The 26997-nt window shown below is 72.7% G+C and carries 24 protein-coding genes; 3 read left to right on the top strand and 21 right to left on the bottom strand.

All coding sequences use genetic code 11. The features are described from left to right. Positions 1-27: 27 nt before the first annotated feature. The 11 genes from EJF31_RS21500 to EJF31_RS21550 all read right to left on the bottom strand — a co-directional run bounded on the left by EJF31_RS21500 (position 28) and on the right by EJF31_RS21550 (position 13311). On the bottom strand, positions 28-1029 hold the full coding sequence (locus EJF31_RS21500; RefSeq protein ID WP_125039253.1) for a methionine synthase: 1002 nt from the start codon (positions 1027-1029) through the stop codon (positions 28-30). Continuing rightward, positions 1026-2132, bottom strand: coding sequence for a tRNA 2-thiouridine(34) synthase MnmA (mnmA, locus tag EJF31_RS21505; protein ID WP_125039254.1), 1107 nt, complete (start codon positions 2130-2132; stop codon positions 1026-1028). The genes EJF31_RS21500 and mnmA overlap by 4 nt, the downstream gene beginning before the upstream one ends. Before the next feature lie 7 nt (positions 2133-2139). Further along, the gene (locus EJF31_RS21510) at positions 2140-3339 is read right to left on the bottom strand and encodes a cysteine desulfurase family protein (RefSeq protein ID WP_125039255.1); all 1200 of its coding nucleotides are present in this window, start codon (positions 3337-3339) and stop codon (positions 2140-2142) included. A gap of 62 nt (positions 3340-3401) precedes the next feature. After that, positions 3402-4055, bottom strand: coding sequence for a nucleotidyltransferase domain-containing protein (locus tag EJF31_RS21515; RefSeq protein ID WP_125039256.1), 654 nt, complete (start codon positions 4053-4055; stop codon positions 3402-3404). Positions 4056-4077: 22 nt separating this feature from the next. Beyond that, positions 4078-5193, bottom strand: coding sequence for a glutamate 5-kinase (gene proB / locus EJF31_RS21520; protein ID WP_221767698.1), 1116 nt, complete (start codon positions 5191-5193; stop codon positions 4078-4080). A 7-nt stretch (positions 5194-5200) separates the two neighbouring features. After that, entirely contained in the window at positions 5201-6736 is a 1536-nt protein-coding gene (gene obgE, locus EJF31_RS21525; protein ID WP_125039257.1) for a GTPase ObgE, read from the bottom strand. Positions 6737-6852: 116 nt separating this feature from the next. Further along, a complete protein-coding gene (gene rpmA, locus EJF31_RS21530; protein ID WP_125039258.1) occupies positions 6853-7107 on the bottom strand; it encodes a 50S ribosomal protein L27 in 255 nt (84 codons plus the stop codon). 46 nt (positions 7108-7153) lie between these two features. Further along, positions 7154-7462 carry a 50S ribosomal protein L21 gene (rplU, locus tag EJF31_RS21535; protein ID WP_125039259.1) on the bottom strand — a complete coding sequence of 103 codons (309 nt, stop codon included), beginning with the start codon at positions 7460-7462 and terminating at the stop codon, positions 7154-7156. Positions 7463-7744: 282 nt separating this feature from the next. Then, entirely contained in the window at positions 7745-11044 is a 3300-nt protein-coding gene (locus tag EJF31_RS21540) for an Rne/Rng family ribonuclease (protein ID WP_125039260.1), read from the bottom strand. Between the two features lie 356 nt (positions 11045-11400). Next, a complete protein-coding gene (locus EJF31_RS21545) occupies positions 11401-12117 on the bottom strand; it encodes a TIGR03936 family radical SAM-associated protein (RefSeq protein ID WP_125039261.1) in 717 nt (238 codons plus the stop codon). A gap of 9 nt (positions 12118-12126) precedes the next feature. Continuing rightward, the gene (locus tag EJF31_RS21550) at positions 12127-13311 is read right to left on the bottom strand and encodes a winged helix DNA-binding domain-containing protein (protein ID WP_125039262.1); all 1185 of its coding nucleotides are present in this window, start codon (positions 13309-13311) and stop codon (positions 12127-12129) included. A gap of 59 nt (positions 13312-13370) precedes the next feature. Between EJF31_RS21550 and EJF31_RS21555 the strand changes: the two genes are divergently transcribed. From EJF31_RS21555 to EJF31_RS21565, 3 genes are read left to right on the top strand one after another with little or no spacing between them, the layout of a single operon-like run. Beyond that, on the top strand, positions 13371-14312 hold the full coding sequence (locus tag EJF31_RS21555) for an endonuclease/exonuclease/phosphatase family protein (RefSeq protein WP_125039263.1): 942 nt from the start codon (positions 13371-13373) through the stop codon (positions 14310-14312). Between the two features lie 29 nt (positions 14313-14341). Further along, entirely contained in the window at positions 14342-15229 is an 888-nt protein-coding gene (locus EJF31_RS21560) for an FkbM family methyltransferase (RefSeq protein ID WP_125039264.1), read from the top strand. A 13-nt stretch (positions 15230-15242) separates the two neighbouring features. Further along, positions 15243-16469 carry an MFS transporter gene (locus tag EJF31_RS21565; RefSeq protein WP_260431006.1) on the top strand — a complete coding sequence of 409 codons (1227 nt, stop codon included), beginning with the start codon at positions 15243-15245 and terminating at the stop codon, positions 16467-16469. Here EJF31_RS21565 and EJF31_RS21570 read toward each other — a convergent pair. The 10 genes from EJF31_RS21570 to EJF31_RS21605 form a co-directional block, all read right to left on the bottom strand. Then, positions 16409-16888 carry a GNAT family N-acetyltransferase gene (locus tag EJF31_RS21570; RefSeq protein WP_221767699.1) on the bottom strand — a complete coding sequence of 160 codons (480 nt, stop codon included), beginning with the start codon at positions 16886-16888 and terminating at the stop codon, positions 16409-16411. The two genes, EJF31_RS21565 and EJF31_RS21570, sit on opposite strands and share 61 nt — an antisense overlap. A 1-nt stretch (position 16889) precedes the next feature. Then, complete coding sequence (locus EJF31_RS21575; protein ID WP_185736384.1) at positions 16890-18842, bottom strand: TIGR03960 family B12-binding radical SAM protein; 1953 nt, start codon at positions 18840-18842, stop codon at positions 16890-16892. A gap of 99 nt (positions 18843-18941) precedes the next feature. After that, the gene (locus EJF31_RS22005; RefSeq protein ID WP_185736385.1) at positions 18942-19100 is read right to left on the bottom strand and encodes a hypothetical protein; all 159 of its coding nucleotides are present in this window, start codon (positions 19098-19100) and stop codon (positions 18942-18944) included. Between the two features lie 21 nt (positions 19101-19121). Beyond that, entirely contained in the window at positions 19122-20039 is a 918-nt protein-coding gene (locus EJF31_RS21580) for a TIGR03086 family metal-binding protein (RefSeq protein WP_125039266.1), read from the bottom strand. Further along, positions 20039-21016 carry a hypothetical protein gene (locus EJF31_RS22010; protein WP_185736386.1) on the bottom strand — a complete coding sequence of 326 codons (978 nt, stop codon included), beginning with the start codon at positions 21014-21016 and terminating at the stop codon, positions 20039-20041. Before EJF31_RS22010 ends, EJF31_RS21580 begins: the two co-directional genes overlap by 1 nt. Positions 21017-21091: 75 nt before the next feature. Beyond that, positions 21092-22276 (bottom strand): rod shape-determining protein RodA, encoded by a 1185-nt coding sequence (rodA, locus tag EJF31_RS21585; protein ID WP_260431007.1) that lies wholly within the window; start codon positions 22274-22276, stop codon positions 21092-21094. A 2-nt stretch (positions 22277-22278) separates the two neighbouring features. After that, positions 22279-24402 carry a penicillin-binding protein 2 gene (mrdA, locus tag EJF31_RS21590; RefSeq protein WP_125039267.1) on the bottom strand — a complete coding sequence of 708 codons (2124 nt, stop codon included), beginning with the start codon at positions 24400-24402 and terminating at the stop codon, positions 22279-22281. Next, the gene (gene mreD / locus EJF31_RS21595) at positions 24402-24911 is read right to left on the bottom strand and encodes a rod shape-determining protein MreD (RefSeq protein WP_125039268.1); all 510 of its coding nucleotides are present in this window, start codon (positions 24909-24911) and stop codon (positions 24402-24404) included. Before mreD ends, mrdA begins: the two co-directional genes overlap by 1 nt. Next, positions 24908-25849, bottom strand: coding sequence for a rod shape-determining protein MreC (gene mreC, locus EJF31_RS21600; protein ID WP_185736387.1), 942 nt, complete (start codon positions 25847-25849; stop codon positions 24908-24910). Before mreC ends, mreD begins: the two co-directional genes overlap by 4 nt. After that, a complete protein-coding gene (locus EJF31_RS21605) occupies positions 25849-26877 on the bottom strand; it encodes a rod shape-determining protein (RefSeq protein WP_182539710.1) in 1029 nt (342 codons plus the stop codon). The genes mreC and EJF31_RS21605 overlap by 1 nt, the downstream gene beginning before the upstream one ends. Positions 26878-26997: the final 120 nt, after the last annotated feature.

The following is a 26997-nucleotide window of genomic DNA, read 5'->3' on the forward strand; positions in this document are numbered from 1 at the left end:
TCGGCGTCAACCCACGACGGGTCGGTGTCAGTCGGTCAGGTTGCCCGCGGTCGTGCGCAGCAGCGGCAGGACGCGGCGGGTCCAGGCGTGCGACGCACCGGCCAGGCCGCACGTGGGGCTGACGGCGAGGGTGTCGCCGACGGTGCCCGGATCGAGACCGAGCATGTCCAGCCACCGCAGCACCGACTCGGTGAGCTGGGTGTCGGTGGGCTGCGTGCCCGGGTCGGTCGACGGCGCGACGCCCAGCACGACGGTCTCGCCCCTCTCCAGGGCCTCGGCGAGCTGGTCGTGGCCCGCCGCCCCGACCTGGGAGAGGTCCACGGACAACCCCCGGGCGCCGGCGCCACGGGCCAGCTCGAGCGGCGCGTCGGCGGAGCAGGAGTGCAGCCACGGCTCGGCGCCCTCGTCGGTGATCGCCTCGAAGACCCACGCCAGCACGGCGGAGGCCTCGGGCGGGTGCACCGTGCGGTGCCGTCCCCAGCCGGACGCGGTGGGGACCTTCCCGGCCAGCACCGCGGCCAGCGCCGGCTCGTCGACCTGCACGACCAGGCGGTCCACGCCGGCCAGCCGGCGGCGTACGTCGCGGACGTGGTCGCGCACGCCCTCGGCCAGCGCCTGGGCCAGGTCGCGCCGGGCGCCGTGGTCGGCGAGCACCTTGTCGCCGCGCGGTCGCTCGACGGTGGCGGCGAGGGTCCACGGCCCCGCCACCTGGATCTTGAAGGAGCCCGTGTATCCGTCGGCCTGCTCCTCGAGGTGGTCGAGGTCCTGGCCCAGCAGGCTGCGGGCACGACGGTGGTCGACGCCGGGGCCGTCGGTCCCGGTGAGCCGCCAACCGGCGGGCTGGAGGTCTGCGCCGAGGTCGCTGAGCACGGCGAGGCCGCGGCCGGTCATCGACGCGGTGGCGCCACGACCGGGCACCTCGGGCAGGTGCGGCAGGTCCGGGAGCTCGTCGAGGACCAGCCGCACGGCCGTGCCGAAGGCGTCCTGGTCCTCGCCGGGCATCGATCCGACGCCGGTGGCCACCGTCATCTGTCGACCCGCTGCGTCGCGGCGATCGTGGCCGAGCCGACGACCCGGCTGCCGTCGTAGAAGACCGCGGCCTGGCCCGGGGCGATGCCGTGGGCGGGGTCGAGCAGCTCGATCGCGACGCCGTCGTCGCGGACCGTCACCACCGCGCGGTGCTCGCCGCCGTGCGCGCGGAGCTGGACGGTGACGTCGGGGCCGTCGAGCACCTCCGGGACGGTGCCGCACCAGCGCGGCTTGATGCCGGTCAGCCGGTCGACGGCCAGCCGCTCCCGCGGACCGACGGTCACGGTGCCGCTGACCGGCTCGATGTCGAGGACGAAGCGCGGCCTGCCGTCGGGCGCCGGGGTGCCGATGCGCAGGCCCTTGCGCTGGCCGATCGTGAACCCGACCGTGCCCTCGTGCTGCCCGAGCACCTCGCCGGTGGCGTCGTCGACGATGTCGCCGCCGTGGTTGGGGGCGCGGTCGCCGAGCTTCTCGCGCAGCCAGCCGGCGTTGTCACCGTCGGCGACGAAGCAGATGTCGTGGCTGTCCGGCTTGTCGGCCACGAGCAGGCCCCGCGCGGCCGCCTCGGCCCGCACGGCGGTCTTGTTGGTGTCGCCGAGCGGGAACAGCGAGTGGGCCAGCTGGGACTGGTCCAGCACGCCGAGCACGTAGGACTGGTCCTTGCCGTGGTCGACGGCCCGGTGCATCTCGATCAGCCCGTCCGCGCCGGTGCGCAGCTGGGCGTAGTGGCCGGTGGCGACGGCGTCGAAACCCAGCCCGAGGGCCCGGTCGAGCACCGCGGCGAACTTGATCTTCTCGTTGCAGCGCAGGCACGGGTTGGGCGTGCGGCCGGCGGCGTACTCGTCCATGAAGTCGTCGACCACGTCCTGGTGGAAGCGGTCGGAGAGGTCCCAGACGTAGAAGGGGATGCCGATCACGTCGGCCGCGCGGCGCGCGTCGTTGCTGTCCTCGATGGTGCAGCAGCCGCGGGCGCCGGAGCGGTAGGACGCGGGGTTGCGCGAGAGCGCGAGGTGGATGCCGGTGACGTCGTGGCCGGCCTCGGCGGCGCGCGCGGCTGCGACGGCCGAGTCGACGCCCCCGGACATGGCGGCGAGGACCTTCATGGGGTGATCACCGCCGCGAGGCCCGGGCCCGCTCGACGACGGGTCCGATCGCGTCGACGAGCGCGTCGACGTCGGCCCGGGTGGAGGTGTGGCCCAGCGAGAAGCGCAGCGAGTGCCGGGCGGCCTCGTCGGTGCACCCCATCGCGAGCAGGACGTGCGAGGGCTGAGGAACGCCGGCCGAGCAGGCCGACCCCGTGGAGCACTCGATGCCGCGGGCGTCGAGCAGCATCAGCAGCGAGTCGCCCTCGCAGTCGGGGAAGCCGAGGTGGGCGTTGCCGGGCAGCCGCCGGTCGCCGAGCGGCGCGCCGTGCAGGTGGGCGTCGGGGACGGCCGCGATGACCCGGGCCACGAGGTCGTCGCGGAGCGCCCGCACCCGGACCGCGTGGTCGGCCTGCTGCTTGATGCTCAGCTCGACGGCGGTCGCGAAGCCGGCGATCGCGGGGGTGTCGATGGTGCCGCTGCGGATGTCGCGCTCCTGGCCGCCGCCGTGCACGAGGGCGGTCACGTCCACCTCACGGCGTACGACGAGCGCGCCGACGCCGTAGGGCCCGCCGACCTTGTGGCCGGTGAGGGTGAGCGCGTCGACGCCAGAGGCCGCGAAGTCGACCGGCACCTGGCCGACGGCCTGCACGGCGTCGGTGTGGACCGGGATGCCGTGCTCGGCGGCGAGGGCCACGACCTCGTCGAGGGGCTGGAGCGTGCCGACCTCGTTGTTGGCCCACATCACCGAGATGAGGGCCACCGAGCCCGGGTCGCGCTCGATGCTCGCGCGGAGCGCGTCGACGTCGAGGCGGGCCTGCTGGTCGACCGGCAGGAGCTCGACGTCGGCACCCTCGCGCTCCCCGAGCCAGTGCAGCGGGTCGAGGACGGCGTGGTGCTCGACGGCGGTGGTCAGGATGCGGGTGCGGGCCGGGTCGGCGGCGCGACGGGCCCAGAAGACGCCCTTGAGGGCGAGGTTGTCGGCCTCGGTGCCGCCCGAGGTGAACACGACCTCGCCGGGCCGGCAGTTGAGGGCCTGAGCGATGGTCTCGCGCGACTCCTCCACGACCCTGCGGGCCTGTCGGCCGGAGGCGTGCAGCGAGCTCGCGTTGCCGACGTCGAGCAGGTGCGCGGTCATCGCCTCCACGGCCGCGGGCAGCATCGGCGTGGTGGCGGCGTGGTCGAGGTAGACCGTGCGCGGCCGGGTCGTGGGGGTCGGGGAGCTCATGGCGTGGTCCAGCGTACGGCGGTCACCACGCCACGCCCCACTCCCGGTCCATCAGCGGTCCATCACCCGTCCATCCACGCCAGCCACGGGTGGTCCGGGTGCAGGCGACCCACGGCGTCGCGCAGCCAGGCGCGCGCCTCCGGGGCGAGCAGCGGCCACGTCACCTCGAGGTCGCGACGGTCCTTGGCGCGCTGGAGCCGGGCCTTGTACATCAGCGCGATCTCGGGGTTGAGGTAGCGGATCCCGTCCCCCGCGACGTACGTCGCCTCCTCGACCGGGAGGACGTGGCCGGGCAGCTTCTTGTTGCTCCAGAGCCCGTCGCGGTCGGGGGTGACGGGCAGGTCCATCACCCAGGGGGACGTGGCGTCGCGCCGCACCCAGACCTGGCTCTCGGGGTCCATCAGGTCGGGCCAGCGGTCGGTGAGCGGGCGGAGCGCACCGTTGGCGATGTTCCACAGCTGCCAGCGGTCACCGACGTGCTCGCGGAGGGCGGCGACGTCGCGGACCAGGATCGAGACGTCGACGTCCTCGTGCTCGCGCGGTGCGCCGGTGAAGGCCTCGATCGACCAGCCGCCGACGATCCACCAGGGGCGCTCGAAGCCGTCGAAGAACTCCGCGACGCCGGCAGGGTCCAGGCAGTCCCACGGACCGTAGAGCCGCTCCCAGTAGTCGTCCTCGGCTCGTTCCTCGGGCGTCTGGGGCATCGGCTCGCGCATGGTGCGAACCTAGCGGCCGGCGCTAGAGGAGGACGAGGTCGTCGCGGTGGACGACCTCGCGTTCGTACGCCGCGCCGAGCTCGCGCTTGAGGTCGTGGGAGGACCGGCCGAGCAGGCTGGGCACCTCCTCGGCGTCGAAGTTCACCAGGCCGCGCGCGAAGGCGACGCCGTCGGGTCCGCACAGGTCGACGGGGTCGCCGGCGACGAACTGGCCGGTCGCGCCGGTGATGCCCGCCGCGAGCAGCGACGCACGCCGCTCCGCGACCGCCCGGACGGCGCCGGGGTCGAGCAGCAGACGCCCCTTGGGCTCGGTGGCGTGGGCCAGCCACAGCAGGCGGGTGGGGCGCCGGCGACCGGTGGGGTGGAACAGGGTCCCGACCCGCTCGCCCGCGAGGGCCGCGGCGGCCTGGTCGGCGGCGGTCAGCACCACCGGGATGCCGGCACCGGTCGCGATCCGGGCCGCCTCGACCTTGGTCTGCATGCCGCCCGTGCCGACGCCCGCGGCGCCGGCGCTGCCGATGCGCACGGCGGCGAGGTCGGTGTCGGCGAGCACGTCACCGAGCAGGGTGCTGGCGGGGTCGGCCGGGTCCGCGTCGTACAGGCCGTCGACGTCGCTGAGCAGGACGAGCAGGTCGGCGTGCACGAGGTGGGCGACGAGGGCCGCCAGGCGGTCGTTGTCGCCGAACCGGATCTCGCTGGTGGCGACGGTGTCGTTCTCGTTGACGATCGGCAGCACGCCGAGCTCGAGGAGCTTGGCGAAGGTCTGGTAGGCGTTGCGGTAGTGCGCGCGCCGGGTCACGTCGTCGACGGTGAGCAGCACCTGGCCGGCGATGACGCCGTGGCGGGCGAGCTCCTCGGTGTAGCGGTGGACCAGCAGCCCCTGGCCGACCGAGGCCGCGGCCTGCTGGGCCGGAAGGCCCTTGGGGCGACGCTTCAGGCCGAGCGGGGCGAGACCGGCGGCGATCGCGCCGGAGGAGACGAGGACGACCTCGACACCGCGCTGTCGCAGCTCGGCGAGGACGTCCACGAGCTTCTGGACGCGCGCAGGATCGATGCCGCCGGCCGCCGTCGTCAGCGAGGAGGACCCCACCTTGACCACGACGCGACGGGCCTCGGTCACCTGCGCGCGCACGCTCACCGGCCGGTCACTCCCCCGGGTCGTCTTCCGCCCAGTCGGGATCCTCGGCGGTGCCGATGGTGTAGCTCTTCGGGCCGTACCTCTCGGGCTTGTCGAGGCGGCGGGCCACGTCGGCGCGGGTCTCGGTCTCGGTGCGCTCGTCCATCGCCTCGTCGATCGCGCGGCGGCGACGGGCGGCGGGCCGCGAGTGGTCGAAGCGCTGGTCCTCGCCACGGCGGCCGAGCATCTCCGCGCCGGCGTCGATGCCCGGCTTGAAGTCGAAGACGACCGAGTTGTCCTCGTGGCCGATGATGACCGTGTCGCCCTCCTGCGCACCGAGCTCGAGCAGCCGGGTCTCGACGCCCAGCCGGTTGAGCCGGTCGGAGAGGAAGCCGACGGCCTCGTCGTTGCTGAAGTCGGTCTGGCGGATCCAGCGCTCGGGCTTCTCGCCGCGCACCCGCCAGCCGTCCTGGGTGTCGGTGATGGTGAAGGTGTCGTTGCCGTCGGCGGAGGCAGGGCGCAGGATGATCCGCTTGGCCTCCACGACCTCCTTCTCCGCCCGGGCGCGCTGGACGATCTCGGCCATCGCGAAGGTCAGCTCACGCAGGCCCTCGGTCGACATCGCGGAGATCTGGAAGACACGCAGGCCGCGCTCGCGCAGCTCGTCGACGACGAAGTCGGAGATGTCGCGACCGTCGGGCACGTCGACCTTGTTGAGCGCGACGAGCCGCGGGCGGTCCTCGAGGCCGCCGTAGCGGCTGAGCTCGTTCTCGATGATGTCGAGGTCCTCGACCGGGTTGCGGCCGGGCTCCATGGTCGCGGTGTCGACCACGTGGACCAGCGCCGCGCAGCGCTCGATGTGGCGCAGGAAGTCGTGGCCCAGGCCGCGACCCTCGCTCGCGCCCTCGATCAGGCCGGGGACGTCGGCGACCGTGAACGTCGTGTCGCCGGCCGTGACCACGCCGAGGTTGGGCACCAGGGTGGTGAACGGGTAGTCGGCGATCTTGGGCCGGGCCCGGCTGATCGCGGCGATCAGGCTGGACTTGCCGGCGCTCGGGAAGCCGACCAGGCCGATGTCGGCGACGACCTTGAGCTCGAGGACGATCTCGAGCTCCTCGCCCGGCTCCCCGAGCAGGGCGAAACCGGGGGCCTTGCGCTTGGACGAGGCCAGCGCGGCGTTGCCGAGGCCACCGCGGCCGCCGGCCGCGATCACCATCTCGGTGCCGGCGCCGGTCATGTCGGCGAGGACGGTGCCCTTCGGCGTACTGACGACCGTGCCGTCCGGGACGGTGAGCACCAGGTCGGAGCCGTGGGCGCCGTTCTTGTGGTCGCCCGCACCCTGGCCGCCGTTCTCGGCGCGGCGCTTGGGGCTGTGGTGGTAGTCGATCAGCGTCGTGACGTCGGGGTCCACGCGCAGGATGACCGAGCCGCCCGGGCCGCCGTTGCCGCCGTCGGGGCCGCCGAGCGGCTTGAACTTCTCACGGTGCACCGAGGCGACGCCGTTCCCGCCGCGGCCGGCGCTGATGTGCAGCGTGACCTGGTCGACGAACGTGGGGACAGCCATGGGTGCTCCTGTGACTCGCAGGCGGGACCTGCAGAAATGGCGAAGGGCGCCCCGAGTCTAGGGACGCCCTTCGAAGTAGCTCGTGACCGAGCCGGGATCAAGCCGGGTGCGTCAGATCACTCGCCCGGAACGATGTTGACCACGCGGCGGCCGCGGCGGGTGCCGAACTGGACCGCACCGGCGATGAGGGCGAACAGCGTGTCGTCGCCGCCACGACCCACGCCGGAGCCCGGGTGGAAGTGCGTGCCGCGCTGGCGCACGATGATCTCGCCGGCGTTGACGGCCTGGCCGCCGTAGCGCTTCACGCCGAGGCGCTGGGAGTTCGAGTCGCGACCGTTCTTGGTGGACGCGGCGCCCTTCTTGTGTGCCATGAGTTCAGTCCTTTGTGCGCTGTGAGCGGTGCCGGGGAGGCAGGGCTCAGAGGGAGATGTCGGTGACCTTGACCTGGGTGTACTTCTGGCGGTGACCCTGGCGCTTCTTGTAGCCGGTCTTGTTCTTGTACTTCTGGATGATGATCTTGGGGCCCTTGGTGGCGCCGAGGACCTCAACGGTCACGGAGGCCTTGTCGAGCGCCTTCGTGTCGGAGGTGATCTTCTCGCCGTCGACGACGAGGACGACCGGGAGCTTCACCGAGTCGCCGACCTTGTCCGTGATCTTGTCGATCTCGATGACGTCGCCCACGGCAACCTTCTGCTGGGTGGCGCCTGCGCGCACGATCGCGTACACCGCGGTCTCCTTCGTCGAACTTCGCTTACGTCATGGTCTGGAGCTGTCCCACACGCGCCAACGACCCTGGGAACGGGATTGGATCGTGCGTCGCGTGGACTGCCACACAGAGAGGGGCACGCATTGCGCACCGAGGGTCAATAGTACGGATCCGGGTGGCAGACCGCAAAAGCGCGGTCACCGGGGATGTCGGAATCACCGGTGAGGCGGTCCCGGAGGCGCACGAACGCCCCGGACCAGCGGTCCGGGGCGTCCCTTGGTGCTGCGGGGGTGCTGCGGGGATCAGCGCTTGCGCTGGCCCTTCTTCTTGATCGGGACGTGCTCGACGTGGTGGGCCTCGGCGTCGTGACCGGGCTCGGTCGACGCGGCACCCGGCTCGACCAGGCCGTCCGGGCTGGGCTGGCCCACGCTGCCGACGCTGCCCGGCGGGGTCGTGGCGGTCACGTCCGGCATCGCCGGCACGGTGCCCCCGGCGCTGGCCGGTGCGCCGGCCGGTGCGCCGGCCGGGGGGCCGGCGGGGCGGGTGGCGCTGCGGCCACGCGTGCGGGTCACGACCTTCGGAGCCGCCACCGGAGCAGCGGGCGGGATCGCGGGCGTCTCGACCGCGGCGGCCGGAGCCGCCTCGACCACGACGGGCTGCGGGGCGCTCTGCGTCTCCGGCTGGCCGGCGGGACGGCTGGCCGCCCGACGGCGCGTGCGGGTGACCACCTGCGGGGCGGCCGGCTCGGCCGGCTTCTCGACCGGCGTCTCGGCGGGCTTCTCGGCGGCGGGCTGGGCCGGCGTCTCGACGGGCGTCTCGACCACGGGAGCGGCCTCGACCTCGGGCTTCTCCTCGGCCGGGGCCTCGGGGCGCTCGTGCTCGGGGTGCTCGTACTCGGCGTGCTCGTGCTCGGGGTGCTCGTGCTTGGCGTGCGCGGCGATGTCCTTGGGCGACGGAGTGCCTCCCTTGGCCTGCTGGCCGCCCTGCTGACCCTGCTGACCGCCACGACCACCCTGGTTGCCCTGGTTGCCCTGGTTGCCCTGGTTGCCGTTCTGGCCGCCCTGCTCGTTCTCGCCCTCGCCACGGCCCCGACCACCGCGCGTGCGGCGACCGCCGCGACGCGACTCGTCCTCGGGCTTGCGGGCCTCGACCGGGGCGTCGTGGATGACCACGCCGCGGCCCTGGCAGTGCTCGCAGTTCTCGGAGAACGACTCGACCAGACCGGTGCCGATCCGCTTGCGGGTCATCTGGACCAGGCCGAGCGAGGTCACCTCGGCGACCTGGTGGCGGGTCCGGTCGCGACCGAGGCACTCGACCAGGCGACGCAGCACGAGGTCGCGGTTGGACTCCAGGACCATGTCGATGAAGTCGATGACGATGATGCCGCCGATGTCGCGCAGCCGGAGCTGGCGGACCATCTCCTCGGCCGCCTCGAGGTTGTTCTTGGTGACGGTCTCCTCGAGGTTGCCGCCGGAGCCGGTGAACTTGCCGGTGTTGACGTCGACGACCGTCATCGCCTCGGTGCGGTCGATGATCAGCGAGCCGCCGGAGGGCAGCCAGACCTTGCGGTCCAGGCCCTTGGCGATCTGCTCGTCGACGCGGTAGGTCGCGAAGATGTCCTTGCCGTTGGGCGACTCGAAGCGCTCGAGCCGCTCCTCGAGGTCGGGCGCGACGTGGTGGACGTAGTTCTGGACCGTGTCCCAGGCGTCGTCGCCCTCGATCACGAGCTTGGTGAAGTCCTCGGTGAACAGGTCGCGCACGACCTTCAGGGTGAGGTCCGGCTCGCCGTAGAGCAGCTGCGGGGCGCTGCCCTTGACCTTGCCCTCGATGTCCTCCCAGCGGGCCTTGAGCCGCTCGACGTCGCGGGTCAGCTCGTCCTCGCTGGCGCCCTCGGCCGCCGTGCGGACGATCACGCCGGCGGTGTCCGGCACGATCTCCTTGAGCAGCGTCTTGAGTCGGTTGCGCTCGGTGTCGGGCAGCTTGCGGGAGATGCCGCTGGTCGTGCCGTCGGGCACGTAGACCAGGAAGCGGCCGGCCAGGCTGATCTGGCTGGTCAGGCGGGCACCCTTGTGGCCGATCGGGTCCTTGGTGACCTGCACGAGCACCGTCTGGCCCGAGGTCAGCACCGACTCGATCTTGCGGGGCTGGCCCTCGCGGTGGCCGAGGGCGGACCAGTTGACCTCACCGGCGTACAGGACCGCGTTGCGGCCCTTGCCGATGTCGATGAAGGCGGCCTCCATCGAGGGCAGGACGTTCTGGACCCGGCCGAGGTAGACGTTGCCGATCAGCGAGGTCTGCGACTCGCGGGCGACGTAGTGCTCCACGAGGACCTTGTCCTCGAGGACGCCGATCTGGGTGAGCTCGTCGCGCTGGCGGATGACCATGACCCGGTCGACCGACTCGCGGCGGGCCAGGAACTCGGCCTCGCTCACGATCGGGGCGCGGCGGCGACCGGCCTCGCGGCCGTCGCGGCGACGCTGCTTCTTGGCCTCGAGGCGCGTGGAGCCGGAGATCGCGGTGATCTCGTCCTCGGCCGAGCGCGGCCGGCGGACGCGGGTGACGGTGTTCTCCGGGTCGTCCCCGCCCTCGCCCCCGTCGTCACCGGAGCGACGGCGCCGGCGACGACGACGCGAGGAGCCCTCGCCACCCTCGTCGGCGTCCTGCTCGGCGTCGGACTCGGGGCCCGTGCCGTCCTGCCTGCCGTCCTGCTTGGCCTGTCGCGACTGGCCGCCCTGGTTGGACTGGCCGCCCTGGTTGTCGGACTGGCCGTGGTCGTCGTTGCCGCCCGACTCGCCGTCCCCGGACTTGCGGCGGCGCCGGCCTCCACGGCGACGCCGGCGGCGACCGCCACCGCCCTCGCCGTCGGACTCGTCCGAGTCGTCCGCGTCGTCGGCCTGGCTGTCGGCCTGGTCCTCGGCCTCGTCCGACTCGGCCTGCGCCTCGTCGGTGGTCTCGTCCTCGTCCTCGACCGTGGCGGGCTCGGCCGCCTTCTTGGGCGTGCGGGTGCGCGTGCGCGTGGTGGTCTTGACGGTCGGCTTGGCCTCGGCCGACTCCTCGACCGACTCCGGTGCAGGAGCGTCGGCCAGCGCCTCCGCGGGCGCCGCAGCCTCGGCCTTGGGCTCGGCCTTGGGCTGCGCCGCCTTGCGGGTACGGCGAGCCGGGGCCTTGGCCGCGTCGGGTGCCTGGAAGAGCACGGCGGCGACCGGGGCGGCCGCCGTGGCCTCCGACTCGGCGGCCGGCGCGGGCGTCTCGGCAGGCGCCTCGGCGGCCTTCTTCGTGCTCGCCTTCTTGGCGGTGGTCTTCTTCGCGGCGGCCTTCTTGGCCGTCTTCTTCGCCGGGGCGGCCGCGGCAGCCTCGGCGGGCGGCTCGACGGCCGTCACCTCGAGCGGCAGCTCCTCGGCGGAGACGGCGACCTTCTTGGCGGCCGTCTTGCGCGGAGTGGTGGTCTTCTTCGCGGCGGTCTTCTTGGCCGCCGTCTTCTTCGCGGCCGCCTTCTTGGCCGGCGCGGTGCCCTCGCTGCCCTCGCTGGAGGCCTCGACCGCGTCAGCGGCGGAGATCTCGGGAGCGGGGGTCTGGTTTCCGACAGGATTTTCGTCGGGCATGTGCTGCTCCTCGACCCGTGCACCCTCAGGTGTCCGGGTGTGTCAGACGCCGCGGACCCGTGCACACGGGGTGCACGCGGGGTCACGACGCAAAGCCTTCGGTGGCGGCGACACCCTCCGCGGTGTGCGTCACTGGAAGAACTCTTCGTCGCCTGCCGCGGTCGCTGGGCTGCAGTCACGTGACTGTGCGGGTCGCTGTCACCGACTCGCCCGGCCGCGTCGCGGTCTGGCGACGACGTACCTCCACTGTGCCGTCCTCCGGGGAGGAGCGGCGAGAACGTCGTCGGGCCGACTCGTGACGGGGTACCGCCGGTCGTCGACCACGGCGAGTATCGCACACGGACCGGGGAAGGCCCCTATGTCGAGATGTGCAGCGGGTCGCCGACCGTGCCGGCCTCCGCGTCGAGGGGCCCCTGGGCCAGCCGGGTGAGCAGTGGGGCCGGGCCGGCCTCGAAGCCTGTGGTCGACGCGATGCCGGACAGGACGTCGTCGGGACGTACGGCGGGGGTGGCGTGGCGCAGCACCAGGTCGAGGCGGGCCCCGGCGGGCGACTCGACGGCCGCGAGCGACACGACCGCGGCGCGGCAGTCGAACTCGCGCAGGCCCTTCTTGGTCATCCGGGTCACCGGGACCGCGTCGGTGGCGAGGAAGCCGGCGACGGCCTCCTGCGCGGCCTCGAGCGAGCCGGCGACGTCGATGACCCACCGGCTGGCCTCGAGCAGCTCGGCGAACGGCCCACCCGGGGACACGACGACCTCGACCACGTCGAGGCCGTCGGGGAGCGCCTCCTCGAGGGCGGCGTGGATCGTGGCGGGGTCGACGACCTCGGCGAGCCCGATCTCGAGGTACTCCGCCTCGCTGGCCGACCCGGTCGGGGCGGCGCCGGCGTAGGAGATGCGCGGGTGCGGGTTGAAGCCCGAGGAGTAGGCCATCGGGACCCGGGCCCGGAAGATCGCCCGCTCGAAGGCCCGGCTGAAGTCGCGGTGGCTGGTGAAGCGGAGCCGGCCGCGCTTGGCGTAGCGGATCCGGAGTCGCTGGACCGGGGGGGCTTGCTGTTCGGGCTGCTCACGCACGGGCCAAGGTTAGATCGCCGCCAGGGCGGCCTTCATCGCCGGGGACGGGTAGACGGTGCTGACGCGGGTGCCGCCCAGCCAGGTCGTCAGCCGGGAGGCCTCGGCGTCGAGCGCGGCGCGCCCCTCGGCGGAGACGTCCTCCAGCAGGTGGAGCACGACCACCCCCTCGTCGTCCTGCACCCAGCAGCCCACGACGCGGCCGTCCCACCAGGCGGTGGTGCCGGCGTTGCCGTTGGAGTCGAACAGGGCCGCCCCGTGGGGTCCGAGGAAGAAGTCGCGGGCCTTCCAGCCCATCACCGTGGGGTCCAGCACCGGCAGCAGCGCGGCCCAGGGCGCGACCTCCGGCGCCCCGTCCACGTCGTCGGGCAGCACCCAGCCGGTCTCGCCGCTCTCCAGCCCGACCTCGACCGCACCGACCGAGGCGAACGCATGCCGGACGGCCCCGGCCGTGCCGCCCAGCCACCACTGGACGTCGGCGGCCGTGCCGGGGCCGAACGTCGCCAGCCAGCGGCCGACCAGCTCCGCGAAGCCCTCGTCGCTCTTGAGCGGCGGGGGCGACTTCCCCAGCCACCGGTCCATCAGCGTCCACTGCGGCCTCGAGGTCCGCCAGTGACCGCCGTTGCGCCCGCGCACGATGCGCGCCTCGACCGCCAGCTGGGTGAGCACCCGGGGCGCGATCGGGAAGCTGCCGCCGTAGGACTTGCCGGGAGACATCACCACGCGGCCGTCGAGCTCGGGCACCTCCTCGCGGAGCGTCTGGGCGGACAGCTCGGCGCCGTCGGCGAGCCGCGCCAGCGTGGCCGCGCACGCCGCGTCGAGCCAGGCGGCCCCGTCGGAGGAGAGCCCGCCGCGCTCGACGTCCTTGGCCAGCCTGGCCCGCAGCTGGGTGGCGACCCGGGCCGAGGCACTCCCCCAGGCGGCGGGCAGCAGGTCGCGCGGGAAGACGAAGAGCGTGCGGCGCATCGCGAGCTGCTTGACCAGCGAGCGGTCGGCGTAGAGGGCGGCGTCGACGTCGGCCACCTCGAGGCCGTCGACCCTCGCGAGCAGCGAGAGGTAGACCGTGGCGGGCTCGGTCGCGTGCAGCACCGTCATCGCCCGGGTGGCCTCGACCGGGCCGGGCAGCCGGTGGCTCGGCGCGATGCCGTGTCGCTGGGCGAGACGGGCACGCCGCTCGGCGTCGGGGACCAACCGCATGCCGCCTATCCTGCACGGGCGAGCCGACAACCCCGGGAACCGAGCGAGACAGGAGACCGATGAACCGCTGGATCCACGGGCTGTTCGCCCTCCTCGCCCTGGTCACGCTGGGTGGGCTGGTGGCCTTCTGGCCCGCCCCGGCGCGCACGCCCGATCCGGCTCCGGTCCCCTCCAGCCCGGTGCTTCCCACGTCGCCGCCGACCCCTCACCCGACGCCGCCCACGACTCCCGAGCCGGGCGCCTGCCCGACCCCCGGGCCCGCGGTCCGGCTCTCGGTGCTGACCTTCAACATCCACGGCGGCCTCGGCCACGGCCGCCTCGACCTCGGCCAGATCGCCCGGGCGATCTCGGTCTCGCGGGCCGACGTCGTGCTGCTCCAGGAGGTCGACCGCGACCGGGTCCGCACCGGCGTGGTCCAGCAGGCCGAGTCGCTGGGCCGCACGCTCGGCTTCCACGCGGCGTACGGCGCCAACAAGCTCCGCCGCCCGGCGCGGCCCGGGCTGCCTCCCGCGGCGATCGGCAACGCGATCCTGTCCCGCTACCCGATCACCGACGTCACCAACACCCACCTGCCCAACCGGATGGGCATGGAGCTGCGCGGGCTGCTGCACGCCCGGATCGACGTACGCGGGCGCAGCGTGTCGGTCTACAACACCCACCTGCAGCACACGTCGGGATCGATGCGGCGCGAGCAGGCGCACGCGATCCGCGAGGTGATCGACCGGGACGCAGGGCCCTTCATCCTGGGCGGCGACCTCAACGCCGAGCCCGACTCGCACGCCGTGGCGATCCTCGAGCGGGGCGGGCTGGCCGACACCTGGGCGGAGGTGGGCGAGGGGCCCGGCCTGACGGTCCCGGCGTTCGTCCCGCACCGCCGGATCGACTTCCTGCTCCACGACGAGGCCGTCCGACCGCTCGCCGCGGCCGTGCTGCGCTCGGGCATCTCCGACCACCGCGAGGTCTGGGGCGCCTTCGAGGTGCCGGCCGCTCCTCCCTGCTGAGGCTTCCCCCGAACGTTAGGGTCGCAGCCGTGACCAGTGCACGACGCAGGATCCTCGGTCCCCTGCTGGCGCGAGCCGGCGTCGACGTGACCCGCCTGGAGGACGGCGCGTACGTCGTCCAGCGGCGCGAGCGCCCGCTGGCGGTCCAGCGTGTCGGCCCGCCGCGGCTGCGGACGCACGTCGTCGCGGACCGCCGCACGGTCCGCAAGCAGATGAACGGCTACCAGAACCAGCTCGGCGCCCACCTCGGCGAGGAGCACCTCTCGTGGGTGTTCCGGGAGCTCGGCATCAACGTCGTCCTCGACGTCGGCGCCAACGAGGGCCAGTTCGCCACCCGGCTGCGGCGCGCGGGCTACCGCGGGCGGATCGTCTCCTACGAGCCCGTCCGGTACCTCGTCGACCTGCTGCGCGAGCACGCGGCGGCCGACCCCGAGTGGCTGGTCGAGGACTGCGCCCTCGGTGACGTCGACGGCACCGCGGAGATCAACGTGACACCCGGCAAGCTCAGCTCGCTCCTGCCGGCCAGCGACTTCGGCAAGGCCTGGTCGGACAAGCTCCGCGAGTCCCACACCGAGACGATCCGGATCCGCCGGCTCGACCAGGTGCTCGACGACGCGGTCGCGGGGGTCGCGGCACCCCGGGTCTTCCTCAAGATGGACACCCAGGGCTACGACCTGGCCACCGTCCGCGGCGCCGGCGACCGGCTCGGTGAGGTGCTGGGGCTCCAGTCGGAGGTGAGCTGCGTCCCGATCTACGACGGCATGCCGCGGATGACCGAGCAGCTCGACACCTACGAGGCAGCCGGGTTCGCGATCTCGGCGATGTTCCCGGTCAGCCGGCACCGGCCGACGCTGCGGGTCATCGAGTTCGACGTCGTCATGGTCCGCCCGGACGCAGTGACCCGGGACCACGACTGAGAGGATCGGGCGGGTGAGCACCCGTCGTACGTCCCTGGTCATCCTCGGCGGACTCGTCCTGCTGTCGCTCAACCTGCGGCCCGCCGCCGTCAGCGTCGGGCCGGTGCTCGCGGAGGTCAGGTCCGCGCTCGGGATGTCGCCCGTCGCCGCGGGCCTGCTGACCTCGCTGCCGGTGCTGGCCTTCGCGCTCTTCGGCGCGCTCGCGCCGACCGCCGCCCGCCGGGTCGGCGTGCACCGGGTGACGCTGCTGGCGCTGGTCGCGGCGGTCCTCGGGCTGGCCGGCCGGGCGGTGACCAGCAGCGAGGCGCTCTTCCTCGTGCTGTCGATGCTCGCGCTGGCCGGCATGGCGATGGCCAACGTGCTGCTCCCGTCGCTGGTCAAGCTGCACTTCCCCGACGCCGTCGGACGGGTGACGGCGATCTACACGACCGCCCTCGCCGTCGGCCTGACCACGTCCCTCCTGCTCACCGTGCCCGTCTCGCACGCGGGCGGCAGCTGGCGCTGGGGACTCGGCATCTGGGCCGGCCTCGCCCTGCTCGCCGCACTCCCCTGGGTCGGCCTGGTGGCGCACGACCGGGCGCTGGACCAGGCGCCGCGCAGCATCGGCTGGTCCGACGTGGCCCGCACCCGGCTGGGCTGGGCGATGGCGCTGTTCTTCGGGCTCCAGTCGATGCAGGCGTACGCCGTGTTCGGCTGGTTCGCCCAGCTGTGGCGCGACCACGGCTACACCGCCGGGCAGGCCGGGGCGCTGGTCGGGCTGCTCGCCGCCGTCTCGATCCCGCTGTCGCTGTGGGCGCCCGCGGCGGTGGCGCGGCGCACCGACCAGGCGCGGATCCTGCTCGCGATCATGCTCTGCTACCCCGCCGGCTACGTGGGCCTGATGATCGCCCCGCACGCGTTCGCGATCCCCGGCGCCCTGCTGGTCGGCATCGGGGCCGTGACGTTCCCGATCGTGCTGGTGCTGATCGGGCTCCGCGCACGCACCCCGGAGGGCACCGCCGCCCTGTCGAGCTTCACCCAGTCGACCGGCTACCTGCTGGCCGCGCTGGGGCCGTTCGGCGTCGGCACGCTGTACGACGTCACCGGTGGCTGGACCGCGCCCCTGCTGATGCTGACCGCGCTGATGGTGCCGCAGATCGCCGCGGGCCTCTATGTCGCCCGGCCGGCTGCGATCGAGGATCAGCTGCCGGGCAACCGCACCATCAGCGACGTCGCGGGCTCGAAGCCGCCGCGCAGGTAGAACGGCACCGACCGCGGGCTCGGGCTGAGCACGACCCGCACGAAGCCCTGCTCGTCGGCGTACGCCGTGAGCGCGTCGAGCATCCGTCCACCGAGGCCACCGTTGCGGTGCTCGGGCAGGACGTAGCAGTTGGCGAGGTAGCCCCACTGGGTGGGCGCGGACTCGCCGGGACGCGGCATCCGGGTGAAGACCAGCAGGTTGACCATCGCGACGGCCACGCCGTCGACGTACCCCAGCCACGTGACCCGCTGGTCCTGCTCGCGCTCGAGCCACTCCTCGAAGCGCCCGGTGAAGTCGTCGTCCTCGACCGGGTGGCCGGCGTTCTCCTCGGTCCAGGCCCGGCGCAGGGCGGCGACGTCGTGCCGCTCGTCCCAGCCGGCGACCCGGATCTCGGCAGGCTCGATCACCGGATCGGTCACGTCAGACGACGCTGAGCGGCAGCAGCTGCCGACCCGTGGGCCCGATCTGGATGTCGGTGTCCATGGTCGGGCAGACGCCGCAGTCGTAGCAGGGCGTCCAGCGGCAGTCCTCGACCTCGACGTCGGAGGACGGGTCGATCGCGTCCTCCCAGTCGGCCCACAGCCAGTCCTTGTCGAGGCCGGAGTCGAGGTGGTCCCACGGGAGGACCTCGTCGTACTCCCGCTCCCGGGTGGTGTACCAGGCCAGGTCGACGCCGGTGCCCTCGAGGGCGGTCGCGGCCGACTCGGCCCAGCGGTCGTAGGAGAAGTGCTCGCTCCAGCCGTCGAAGCGGCCGCCGTCGCGCCAGACCTGCTCGATGACGGCGCCGACCCGGCGGTCGCCGCGCGAGAGCAGTCCCTCGATGGTGCCGGGCTTGCCGTCGTGGTAGCGGAAGCCGATGGCGCGGCCGTACTTCTTGTCGTCGCGGACCGTGTCGCGCAGCTTCTTGAGCCGGTCGTCGGTCGTCTCGTGGTCGAGCTGCGCGGCCCACTGGAAGGGCGTGTGCGGCTTGGGCACGAAGCCACCGATGGAGACGGTGCAGCGGATGTCGTTGCGGCCGGCGACCTCGCGACCCTTCTGGATCACCTTGCGGGCCAGGTCGGCGATCTGGAGGACGTCCTCGTCGGTCTCGGTGGGGAGGCCGACCATGAAGTAGAGCTTCACCTGGCGCCAGCCGTGGGAGTAGGCCGTCGCCACGGTGCGGATCAGGTCCTCCTCGGTGACCATCTTGTTGATCACCTTGCGCATCCGCTCCGAGCCGCCCTCGGGGGCGAACGTCAGGCCGGACCGGCGGCCGTTGCGGGAGAACTCGTTGGCCAGCGAGATGTTGAAGGCGTCGACGCGGGTCGACGGCAGCGAGAGCGAGACGTTGCTGCCCTCGTAGCGGTCGGCCAGGCCCTTGGCGACCTCGGCGATCTCGGTGTGGTCGGCGCTGGAGAGCGAGAGCAGGCCGACCTCCTCGAAGCCGGACTTGCGGATGCCGTTCTCGACCATGTTGCCGATGGTCTCGATCGAGCGCTCGCGGACCGGACGGGTGATCATGCCGGCCTGGCAGAAGCGGCAGCCGCGCGTGCAGCCGCGGAAGATCTCCACCGAGAAGCGCTCGTGCACGGTCTCGGCGAGGGGCACGAGGGGCTTGGCCGGGTAGGGCCAGGCGTCGAGGTCCATCAGCGTGTGCTTGCGGACCCGGAAGGGGATGCCCGGGCGGTTGGGCACGACGGCCTCGATGGAGCCGTCCTCGGCGTACGCGACGTCGTAGAACTTCGGGACGTAGATGTTGCCGGTGACCGCGAGGCGGCGCAGCAGCTCGTCGCGGCCGCCGTGGCGACCCTCGGCCTTCCACTCGCGGACGACCTCGGAGATCGCGAGCACGACCTCCTCGCCGTCACCGAGGACGGCGGCGTCGATGAAGTCGGCGATCGGCTCGGGGTTGAACGCCGCGTGACCGCCGGCCAGCACGATCGGGTCCTCGTCGCCGCGGTCGACCGCGTGCATCGGGATGCCGGCCAGGTCGAGGGCGTTGAGCATGTTGGTGTAGCCGAGCTCGGTGGAGAAGCTCAGGCCGAAGACGTCGAAGTCGCGCACGGGGCGGTGGGCGTCGACGGTGAACTGCGGGATCGGGCCCTGCTCGTCGCCCTCGCGCATGACCTTCTCCATGTCGGGCCACACCGAGTAGGTGCGCTCCGCCACGATCCAGTCGCGCTCGTTGAGGACCTCGTAGAGGATCTGGACGCCCTGGTTGGGCAGGCCGACCTCGTAGGCGTCGGGGTACATCAGCGCCCACCGGACGGTCTCGCCCTCCGGCGCGCAGTCCCAGTCCTTGACGGTGGAGTTCAGCTCGCCACCGACGTACTGGATCGGCTTCGAGACCGACGGGAGTCGGGGCTCGAGACGGGCGAACACACTCACGGACACGACAAAGACCTCACAACCGATCGGGGAACGACCAAGGGTACGTCGACCGCCGGGTGCGGGGCGAACCGTGAAGCCGGGGCCAGCCCGGGCCAGTCGGCGTCAGTCGGAGTCGGGCGCGAGCTCGGCGTAGGCCTTCTTCGCGATCTCGAGCTCGGCGTTGGCGTGGACGATCATCTCCTCCAGGCCCGCGACCCCGAAACGGTTGGCGACGCTCTGGACGGCTTCGAGGATGGCCGGGTCAATGGTGTGCTCGGTCATGTCATCCATCCAACCAGAAGCTCAGCCCTTGACGTAGGACAGCTTCTCCGCGACGAGACCGTCCCGCAGCCGCATCAGGTCGGTGCCGCGGACGTGGCCCGGGGCGCCCGCCTCGTCGGTCCAGTCGAAGCGCCAGCGCAGCACGGCGCGGTCACCGGCCACGAACGACTCCTCCTCGGTGAAGGCGGCGTTCGGCGTCTGGCCGAACAGCTCGACCCACACCGCGCGGACCGCGTCGGCGCCCTCGTGGCGGGTCCCGTCCGGGGCGGGGCCCGTGGCCTCGAACACCACGTCGTCGGTCATCAGCGCCATGATCGCGTCGACGTCACCGCGGCCGAACGCCGCCGAGAAGCGCGCCAGGGCGGCGTGGTTGGGACCCCACTCGGCGTCCCGGCCGCAGCCGGCGAGCAGGGCGCTCTGGGCGGTGCCGTGCTCGGCGGCCCGGGGGCCGACGGCGCCGGCGGCCCGGTAGAGCTCCTCGCGCCCCTCGAACCAGACCGCGACCTCGTGGACGAGCGCCGGGTCGAGCCGGACGTCTCCCCCGGTCGCCGCCGCGAGGTCCCAGCCGTGGACGAGATGGTCGGCGGCGAGCTGGTGGACGTACTCCTCGGCCTGCTCCTCGCCGTAGGAGAGGTGGACGGTGCCGCCCTTGGGCAGCCACTCGGCGACGGACCGGGTCGCCTCGGACGCCGCCTCCAGCGAGCTGCGGATCGGATCGGCCCCGAGCAGGTCCCCGTCGAGGCGGTCCCCGACCTCCTCGATGGTCTGGCCGCTCATCAGCGGCGCGGTCCACAGGTCCTCGCCGCAGACGTGGTTGACCAGGTCGCGGACCGTCCACTCCCGGCAGGGCGTGGGGTCGTCCCACTGGTCGGGTCGGACCGCGTTGACCCGGTCCGCCCACGCCTCGACGGTGCGGTGGTACAGCGTGTTGAGGTCCATCAGGGTGCCTCCCTCTCCAGCGTGGTGCGTGCCTGGCGGACCCACCAGTCGAGGTCCGCCTCCTCCTGCCGGCGGATCGCCGGATCCGGGTGCTCGGTGGCGTCCAGCGCCTTGTTCCAGCCCAGCCACAGCAGGCCGGAGAGCAGCGCGAGCCGCATCGACCGCTCGTCGTACGCCGGTCCGGCGGCGCGGCGGTAGGCCTCGATCATCTCCTCGCGGCTCGGCTCCACGACCGAGGCGCAGCCCGCCAGGAACCGGGCGACGTCGATCGCGCCGGGTCCCCGGGCGGGCATCGCCCAGTCGAGCAGGACCAGCCGCTCGCCCTCGCGGGCCATGTTCACGGTGGCGGCGTCGCCGTGGCACAGCGTGACCGGACCGAGGCTCAGCGCGTCGGCCACCGGGGTGATGTCCTCGAGCAGCGTGAACACCGGGCCCGCGACGTCGGCGGGCACGCGGTCGGCGAACATCTCCCAGCCGCGGCGGGCCAGCGCCATCAGCTCGATCCCGGCCTCGGCTCCGGCCGCCACGCGGTGGGGGGCGAAGATGTCGAGGAGGTGGTCGAGCGGCGCGAGGCCGGTCGGCGGGTCGTCGAGGAACGCGCGGTGCAGCTCGGCCAGACGCTCCATCACCCAGAAGGCCCGGGGCCGGTCGAGCCGGTCCTGCCAGGTGAGGACGGCATCGCCCAGGTCGCGCATCACGATGAAGGTCGTCTCGCCCTCGAGCCACGCGTCGACCACGGCGTGGCCGACCCCCGGCGGCAGCCGGTCGAGCAGTCCGGTGGACCACACGACGTACTCGAGGGCGGGGCCGCCCCCGGCGAGGTCGAGGGTGAGGTCCTCGTCCGGCACCACCCGCTTGACCACCAGGGCGCGGCCGTCCGCGAGCCGGACCCTCTCCAGGCCCGCCCCCGACTTGCCCTCGTGGCCCGAGACCACGCTGCGTTCGACCGCGTCGCGCAGCAGCTCCGATGGCGCCACGGGTCCACGGTGGCACCGGTGGCCACTCCCGCACCATGGCCCGGACGGGCCGTCCCTCGAGCGGCTCAGCGCGGGTCAGCGGGAGGTGAGCACCCGGACCGGCATGACGTAGCGGGTCGGGACGGAGGCGGTGGAGCGCAGGTGGATGTTCTGGAGGAGGCCGATCGCGAGCATGCCCGCGAACATCGAGCTGCCGCCGTACGACACGAAGGGCAGGGGTACGCCGGTCACGGGCATGATGCCCAGGCACATCCCGATGTTCTGGAAGGCCTGGAAGCCGAACCAGCAGGCGATGCCTGCGGCCGCGATCCGGCCGAACGGGTCGTCGGTATGGGCCGCGATCGCGAGCGCACGCCAGATCACGACCGCGAGGAGCGCGATCAGGACGCCCGCCCCGATCAGGCCGAGCTCCTCGCCGGCGACGGTGAAGATGAAGTCGGTGTGCTGCTCGGGCACGAAGCCGGAGCGGGTCTGCGAGCCGTGGAAGAGTCCCTGCCCGAAGAGGCCGCCGTTGCCGACCGCGATCCGGGCCTGCTCGACGTTGTAGCCGGCGCCGCGCGGATCGAGGTCGGGGTTGGTGAAGGCCATGAAGCGGTCGACCTGGTACTGCTTGAGGAAGCCCGCGGCCACGGCCGCGACCGCGGCGGTGACGCCGCCCCCGGCGAGGAGCAGCAGCCAGCGGCGCGGGGCGCCGGACGTGGCGAGGACGCCGAAGACGGTCGCGGACAGGACCAGCATCGTGCCGAGGTCGGGCTGCAGCATGATCAGCGACGCCGGGACCCCGGCGATGGCGAGCATGCCGAGGACCTCGACGGTGCCGATCTGGGTGCGGCGACGACCCTCGGCGCGCTCGGCGACGAGCAGGCCCATGCCGATCACGACGGCGAGCTTGGCGAACTCCGAGGGCTGGATCGACATCCCGCCCAGCTGGAGCCACGAGCGCGAGCCGTTGATGGTCACGCCCATCGTCAGCACCAGGGCCAGCCCGGCGATCGAGCAGAGGTAGACCAGCGGCGCGAGGATCCGCACCCAGCGGTGGTCGGTGGCCATCACCAGGACGAGCAGCACCAGGCCGATGGCGACGTTGACCAGCTGCTTGCGGAGGTACGACGTGGGGTCACCCAGCGTGAGGTCCTCGCGGTGCGAGGTGGCCGACCAGACGAGCAGCGAGCCCAACGTGACGAGCGCGAGCACGGCCGTCATCAGGATCCAGTCGAGGCCGGGGGCCCTCAGGAGTGGGCGTGGCGGGGTGGGGGGCACGGCTATTCCTTCCTCGCCGGCGGCAGGATCGAGCCGTCCTTCATGAACGTGGGCAGCCCGGCGGGCGGGGTGGTGCCGGGGATCGCGGCGTTCCTCGGGTGCACGTCCATGCCGTCGATGCCGTAGAGGGTCTCCCAGATCTTGCGCACCGCCGGGCCGGAGGTGCCCGAGCCGGTGCCGGCCTGGCTGACCATCATCACGACGACGTAGTCCTTGTCGTAGGTCGCCACCCACGAGGTCGACTGCTTGCCGTAGACCTCGGCGGAGCCGGTCTTGCCCCGGATCGGGACCTGGTCGAGCGGGAAGCCCCCGAACTTCCACGCGAGCGTGCCGACCTTGGGCGTGCCCTGCAGCGCCGTGTCGACGTACGACAGCGCAGCCTTGCTGGACTTCACGTGGCCCATCACCGCGGGCGGGAAGCGCTTGAGGACGGTGCCGTCGGAGCTGACGATCGCCTTCGCGACGCGGGGCTCGAAGAGCGTGCCGCCGTTGGAGAGCGAGGCATAGGCGCGGGCGAGCTGGAGCGGCGTGACGATGGTGTCGCCCTGGCCGATCGCGTAGTTGACCGCGTCGCCGGCGCGGTAGTAGCTGCCCTCGAGGCAGAACTCGTGGGCGAAGAGCTTGAGGAAGGCCGAGGGCGCGTTGCCCTTCTCGTCCATCCCGCAGTAGTAGCCCTTCATGGCCTTCCAGTAGGCGAGCTTCCAGTGCCGGTCGGCGATCCGGCCGCTGGCCTCGCCGGGCAGGTCGATGCCGGTGGGCTTGCCGAAGCCGAACTTCTTCGCCTGCTCGACCAGGGGGTCGTAGGCGTCGACGTCGGTCGGGTCCGAGCCGTACTTCTGCCAGAAGTGGAAGCCCACGCGGTAGAAGAACGTGTCGCAGGAGAGCTGGAGCGCCTGGGCGAAGGTGATGTAGCCGTAGGACTCCGACTCGTAGTTCTTGAAGAGCCTGTTGCCGACCTGGAAGCCCGACGAGCAGTCGAGCTTGGTGTCCTGGCTGAACCCGTGGTCGAGCGCGCCGACGGTCATCAGCGGCTTCCACGTCGAGCCGGGCGCGAACTGGCCCTGCGTCGCGCGCGCCAGCAGCGGGGTGCCGGCCTTCTCGGAGTAGAGGCGGGCGAGCTGCTTCTTGGTGATGCCGCCGACCCACACCGACGGGTCGTACGTCGGCTGGCTGGCCATCGCGACGATCCGGCCGGTCCTGGCCTCCATCACCACGACGGCGCCGGAGTCGGCCTTGTAGTTCATGTGCGTGACCGGGTCGTAGGTCTGGCGGGCCAGCGCGATCGTGTCGGCGAGCTGCTTCTCCACCACGCCCTGGACCTTGGCGTCGATGGAGGTGACGAGTGTGTCGCCGGGCTGGCCCATGACCTCGCTGTCGTCGCCGAGGACGCGGCCCATCGAGTCGACGGCGACCTGCTTGTAGCCGGGCATGCCGCGCAGCCAGCGGTCGTACTCCTTCTCCACGCCGGCGCGCCCCACGGACGAGGCGCCGTTGACCGACTTGTCGCCGTCGGCGCGCGCCTTGTCGTACTCCTCCTGCGTGATCGGGCTGAGGTAGCCGAGCACGTGGGCGAGGTTGACGCCGTAGGGGCGCGGGTAGGCGCGGACGCTCTGCTGCTCGGCGAGCACCGAGGGGTAGTCCTCGGGCTGCTCGAGGATCCGTAGCGCGACGGCCTGGCGCACGTCGGTGGCGACCGGCACCGGCTGGTAGGGCGAGCCGTTCCAGCACAGGCCGATCACGGCGCCCGGGTCGCCGCAGGTGACGAGTCGCTTGGTCACCCGGCCGGGGGCCATGTCGACCGCGTCGGCGACACGGGCCACGAGGCGGGTGCGCTGGCTGTCGGTCATCTTGCCGAGCATCGTCCGGTCGATGGAGACGACCCAGGAGGTGCGGTTGGCGACCAGCGGGCGACCCATGTCGTCGACGATCAGGCCGCGCTGGGGCTGCTGGACGATCTCGCGGACCGACTGCGAGGCGGCCTGGGCCTGGTAGTCGTCGCCGGTGACGACCTGGAGGTAGTAGAGCCGCGCGAAGAGGGTCGCGAACAGCGAGAAGACCAGCGCCTGGATGACGATCAGCCGCAGGCGGGACTTCCTGCTCCCCGCGGAGGCCGAGTGGGGCGTCATCAGGTGGTCCGGGCCGGCTCGAGCCGGTGGAACATCGCCATCACCAGGGGCAGCACGAACGGCGTCAGCAGCACGTCCCAGAGCACGGCCACGAGGATGACCCGCAGCAGGTCGGGGATGCCGACGATGCCGTCGGAGAGCACGATGCCGCTCAGCGCGAAGATCGACGTACCGACGAAGCTGGAGGCGGCGACGGTGGCCACGACGGCGGCGGCGGTGGGCTTGACGTCCTGGCGCATCCGGCCGGCGACGTAGCCGACGACGACCAGCGCGAGCGCCCAGCGGCCGGCGACGTGGTCGGCGGGCGGGGCGAGGTCGAGCACGAGACCGGCCACGAAGCCGAGGACCGCGGCGAACTGCGGGCCGCGGGTCAGCGCGGCGCCGACGACGACCAACAGGCAGAGGTTGGGGACGATGCCGTCCCAGGCGAGGTGCGGGAAGACCGACACCTGGAGGACCAGGGCGACCGCAACGGCGGCCACGGCGGCGAGGCCACGGATCGGAGTCACTGGAGGCTCCCGTCTGCCTCGATGACAGCCCGGTCGCTGGCGGTGCCCGAGGGCACGACCACGCCGACGACGTCGAGGGCGCCGAAGTCGACGTACGGCTCGATGACCGCACGCTGCGAGGAGTCACGGAGGCTGCTGTAGACCGAGACGACGCGGCCGATCGGCACGCCGGAGACGTACGGCGCTCCCCCGTCGGACCCCCACGTCACGACGGAGTCGTGGTCGGCGGGGACCTCGGACTCGTCGACGAGGTCGAGGTCGAGGCGGCCGGCGTCGCCGAGGACGCCCCGCCCGTGCAGGAAGCCGACCTCCATGGACTCGCCGACGCGGCCGCCCACGACCGACTCGGTGTCGATGATGAGCAGCACGGTGGCGGTGGTGCTGGTGACCCGGAGGACCCGGCCGACCAGGCCGTCGTTGTTGACCACCGTCATGTCGGGGTGGATCCCGGACGAGGAGCCGGCGTCGATGGTGACCGTGTGGGAGAAGGACTGCGCGGCGCCGAGCCCGACGACGCGGGCCGGGACGAGCGCGTAGCCGAGGTTCTCGGCGGCCGAGGTGAGGCCCTCGAACTCCTCGAGCCGGTTGCGGTCGTAGTCCTGGGTGGCGACCTGGGACTTGAGGCGGGAGTTCTCGGCCGTCAGCTCGGCGATGTCGTCGCGGAGCGCGCCCTTGGTGCGGAACCACGCCGGGACGGCGGTGAACGGGCGGATCACCGTGGCGGTGCCGGTCTCGATCGGGCCGAACACCTCCCCCACGGCACGACGCGCCGGCTCCATCGGGGAGTCCGCGCCGCCGTGGTAGTCGAGGGTGATCAGGGTCAGGCAGCCGAGCAGCAGCGCGACCATGAGCGAGCGCGAGGGACGGTTGCGCTCCTCCTGGCGGTCCATCGAGGTCCAGCGCTGCTCGCGCGGTCCCCCGGGCTTGCCGAGACCCATCAGTACCGCCGCGGGTCGGTGACGAGCACCTGCTGGAGCGCCTCGAACTCCTCGACGCACTTGCCGGCGCCGTGTGCGACCGAGGTGAGCGGGTCCTCGGCGACGTGGACCGGCATGCCGGTCTCGTGGCGAAGCCGCTCGTCGAGGCCGCGGAGCAGGGCTCCGCCGCCGGTCAGCACGATGCCGCGGTCCATGATGTCGCCGGCCAGCTCGGGCGGGGTCTGGTCGAGGGTCGCACGGACCGCGTCGACGATGGCGTGCAGCGGCTCCTCGAGGGCCTGGCGGACCTCGGAGCTGGAGACGACCACGGTGCGGGGCAGGCCGGAGACCATGTCGCGGCCGCGGATCTCGGCCTCGGGCTCGTCGGGCAGCGGGAACGCCGACCCGAGGGTCATCTTGACCTCCTCGGCGGTGCGCTCGCCGAGCATGAGGGAGTACTCCTTCTTCATCCACGCCACGATCGCGGCGTCGAGGTCGTCGCCGGCGGTGCGGATGGACAGGGACGTGACGATGCCACCGAGGGAGATGACGGCGACCTCCGTCGTACCGCCTCCGACGTCGACGACCATGTTGCCGGTGGCCTGGTGCACGGGCAGCCCGGCGCCGATGGCGGCCGCCATCGGCTCCTCGATGATGTAGACCCGGCGGGCGCCCGCCTGGTAGCCGGCCTCCTTGACCGCGCGCTGCTCGACGGCCGTGATGCCGCTCGGCACGCAGATGACCATGCGGGGCTTGGCGAAGTAGCGGCGCCGGTGCACCTGCTGGATGAAGAACCGCAGCATCTGCTCGGTCGCCTCGAAGTCGGCGATCACGCCGTCCTTGAGGGGACGGATCGCGGTGATGTTGTCGGGCGTCCGCCCGATCATCCGCTTGGCCTCGTGACCGACGGCGAGGATCTCGCCGGTCGTGGCGTTCAGCGCGACGACGCTGGGCTCGTCGAGGAGGACGCCCTTGCCGCGCACGTAGACGAGCGTGTTGGCGGTGCCGAGGTCCACGGCCATGTCGCGGCCGATGAAGCTGTTCGCCATGTGTCGTCCCTGGAGAAGTGGTGCTGATGGGGAGGGTGTGACACAAGGCTAAGGAGCGGGGACGGCGCTCCCCGGCAGGACACGCGGCGAGGCATGCGGGTTTGCCCGGACCGGTCGCGT

The organism is Nocardioides sp. LS1, assembly GCF_003865225.1.
Classification (GTDB): Bacteria; Actinomycetota; Actinomycetes; order Propionibacteriales; family Nocardioidaceae; genus Nocardioides; species Nocardioides ginsengisegetis.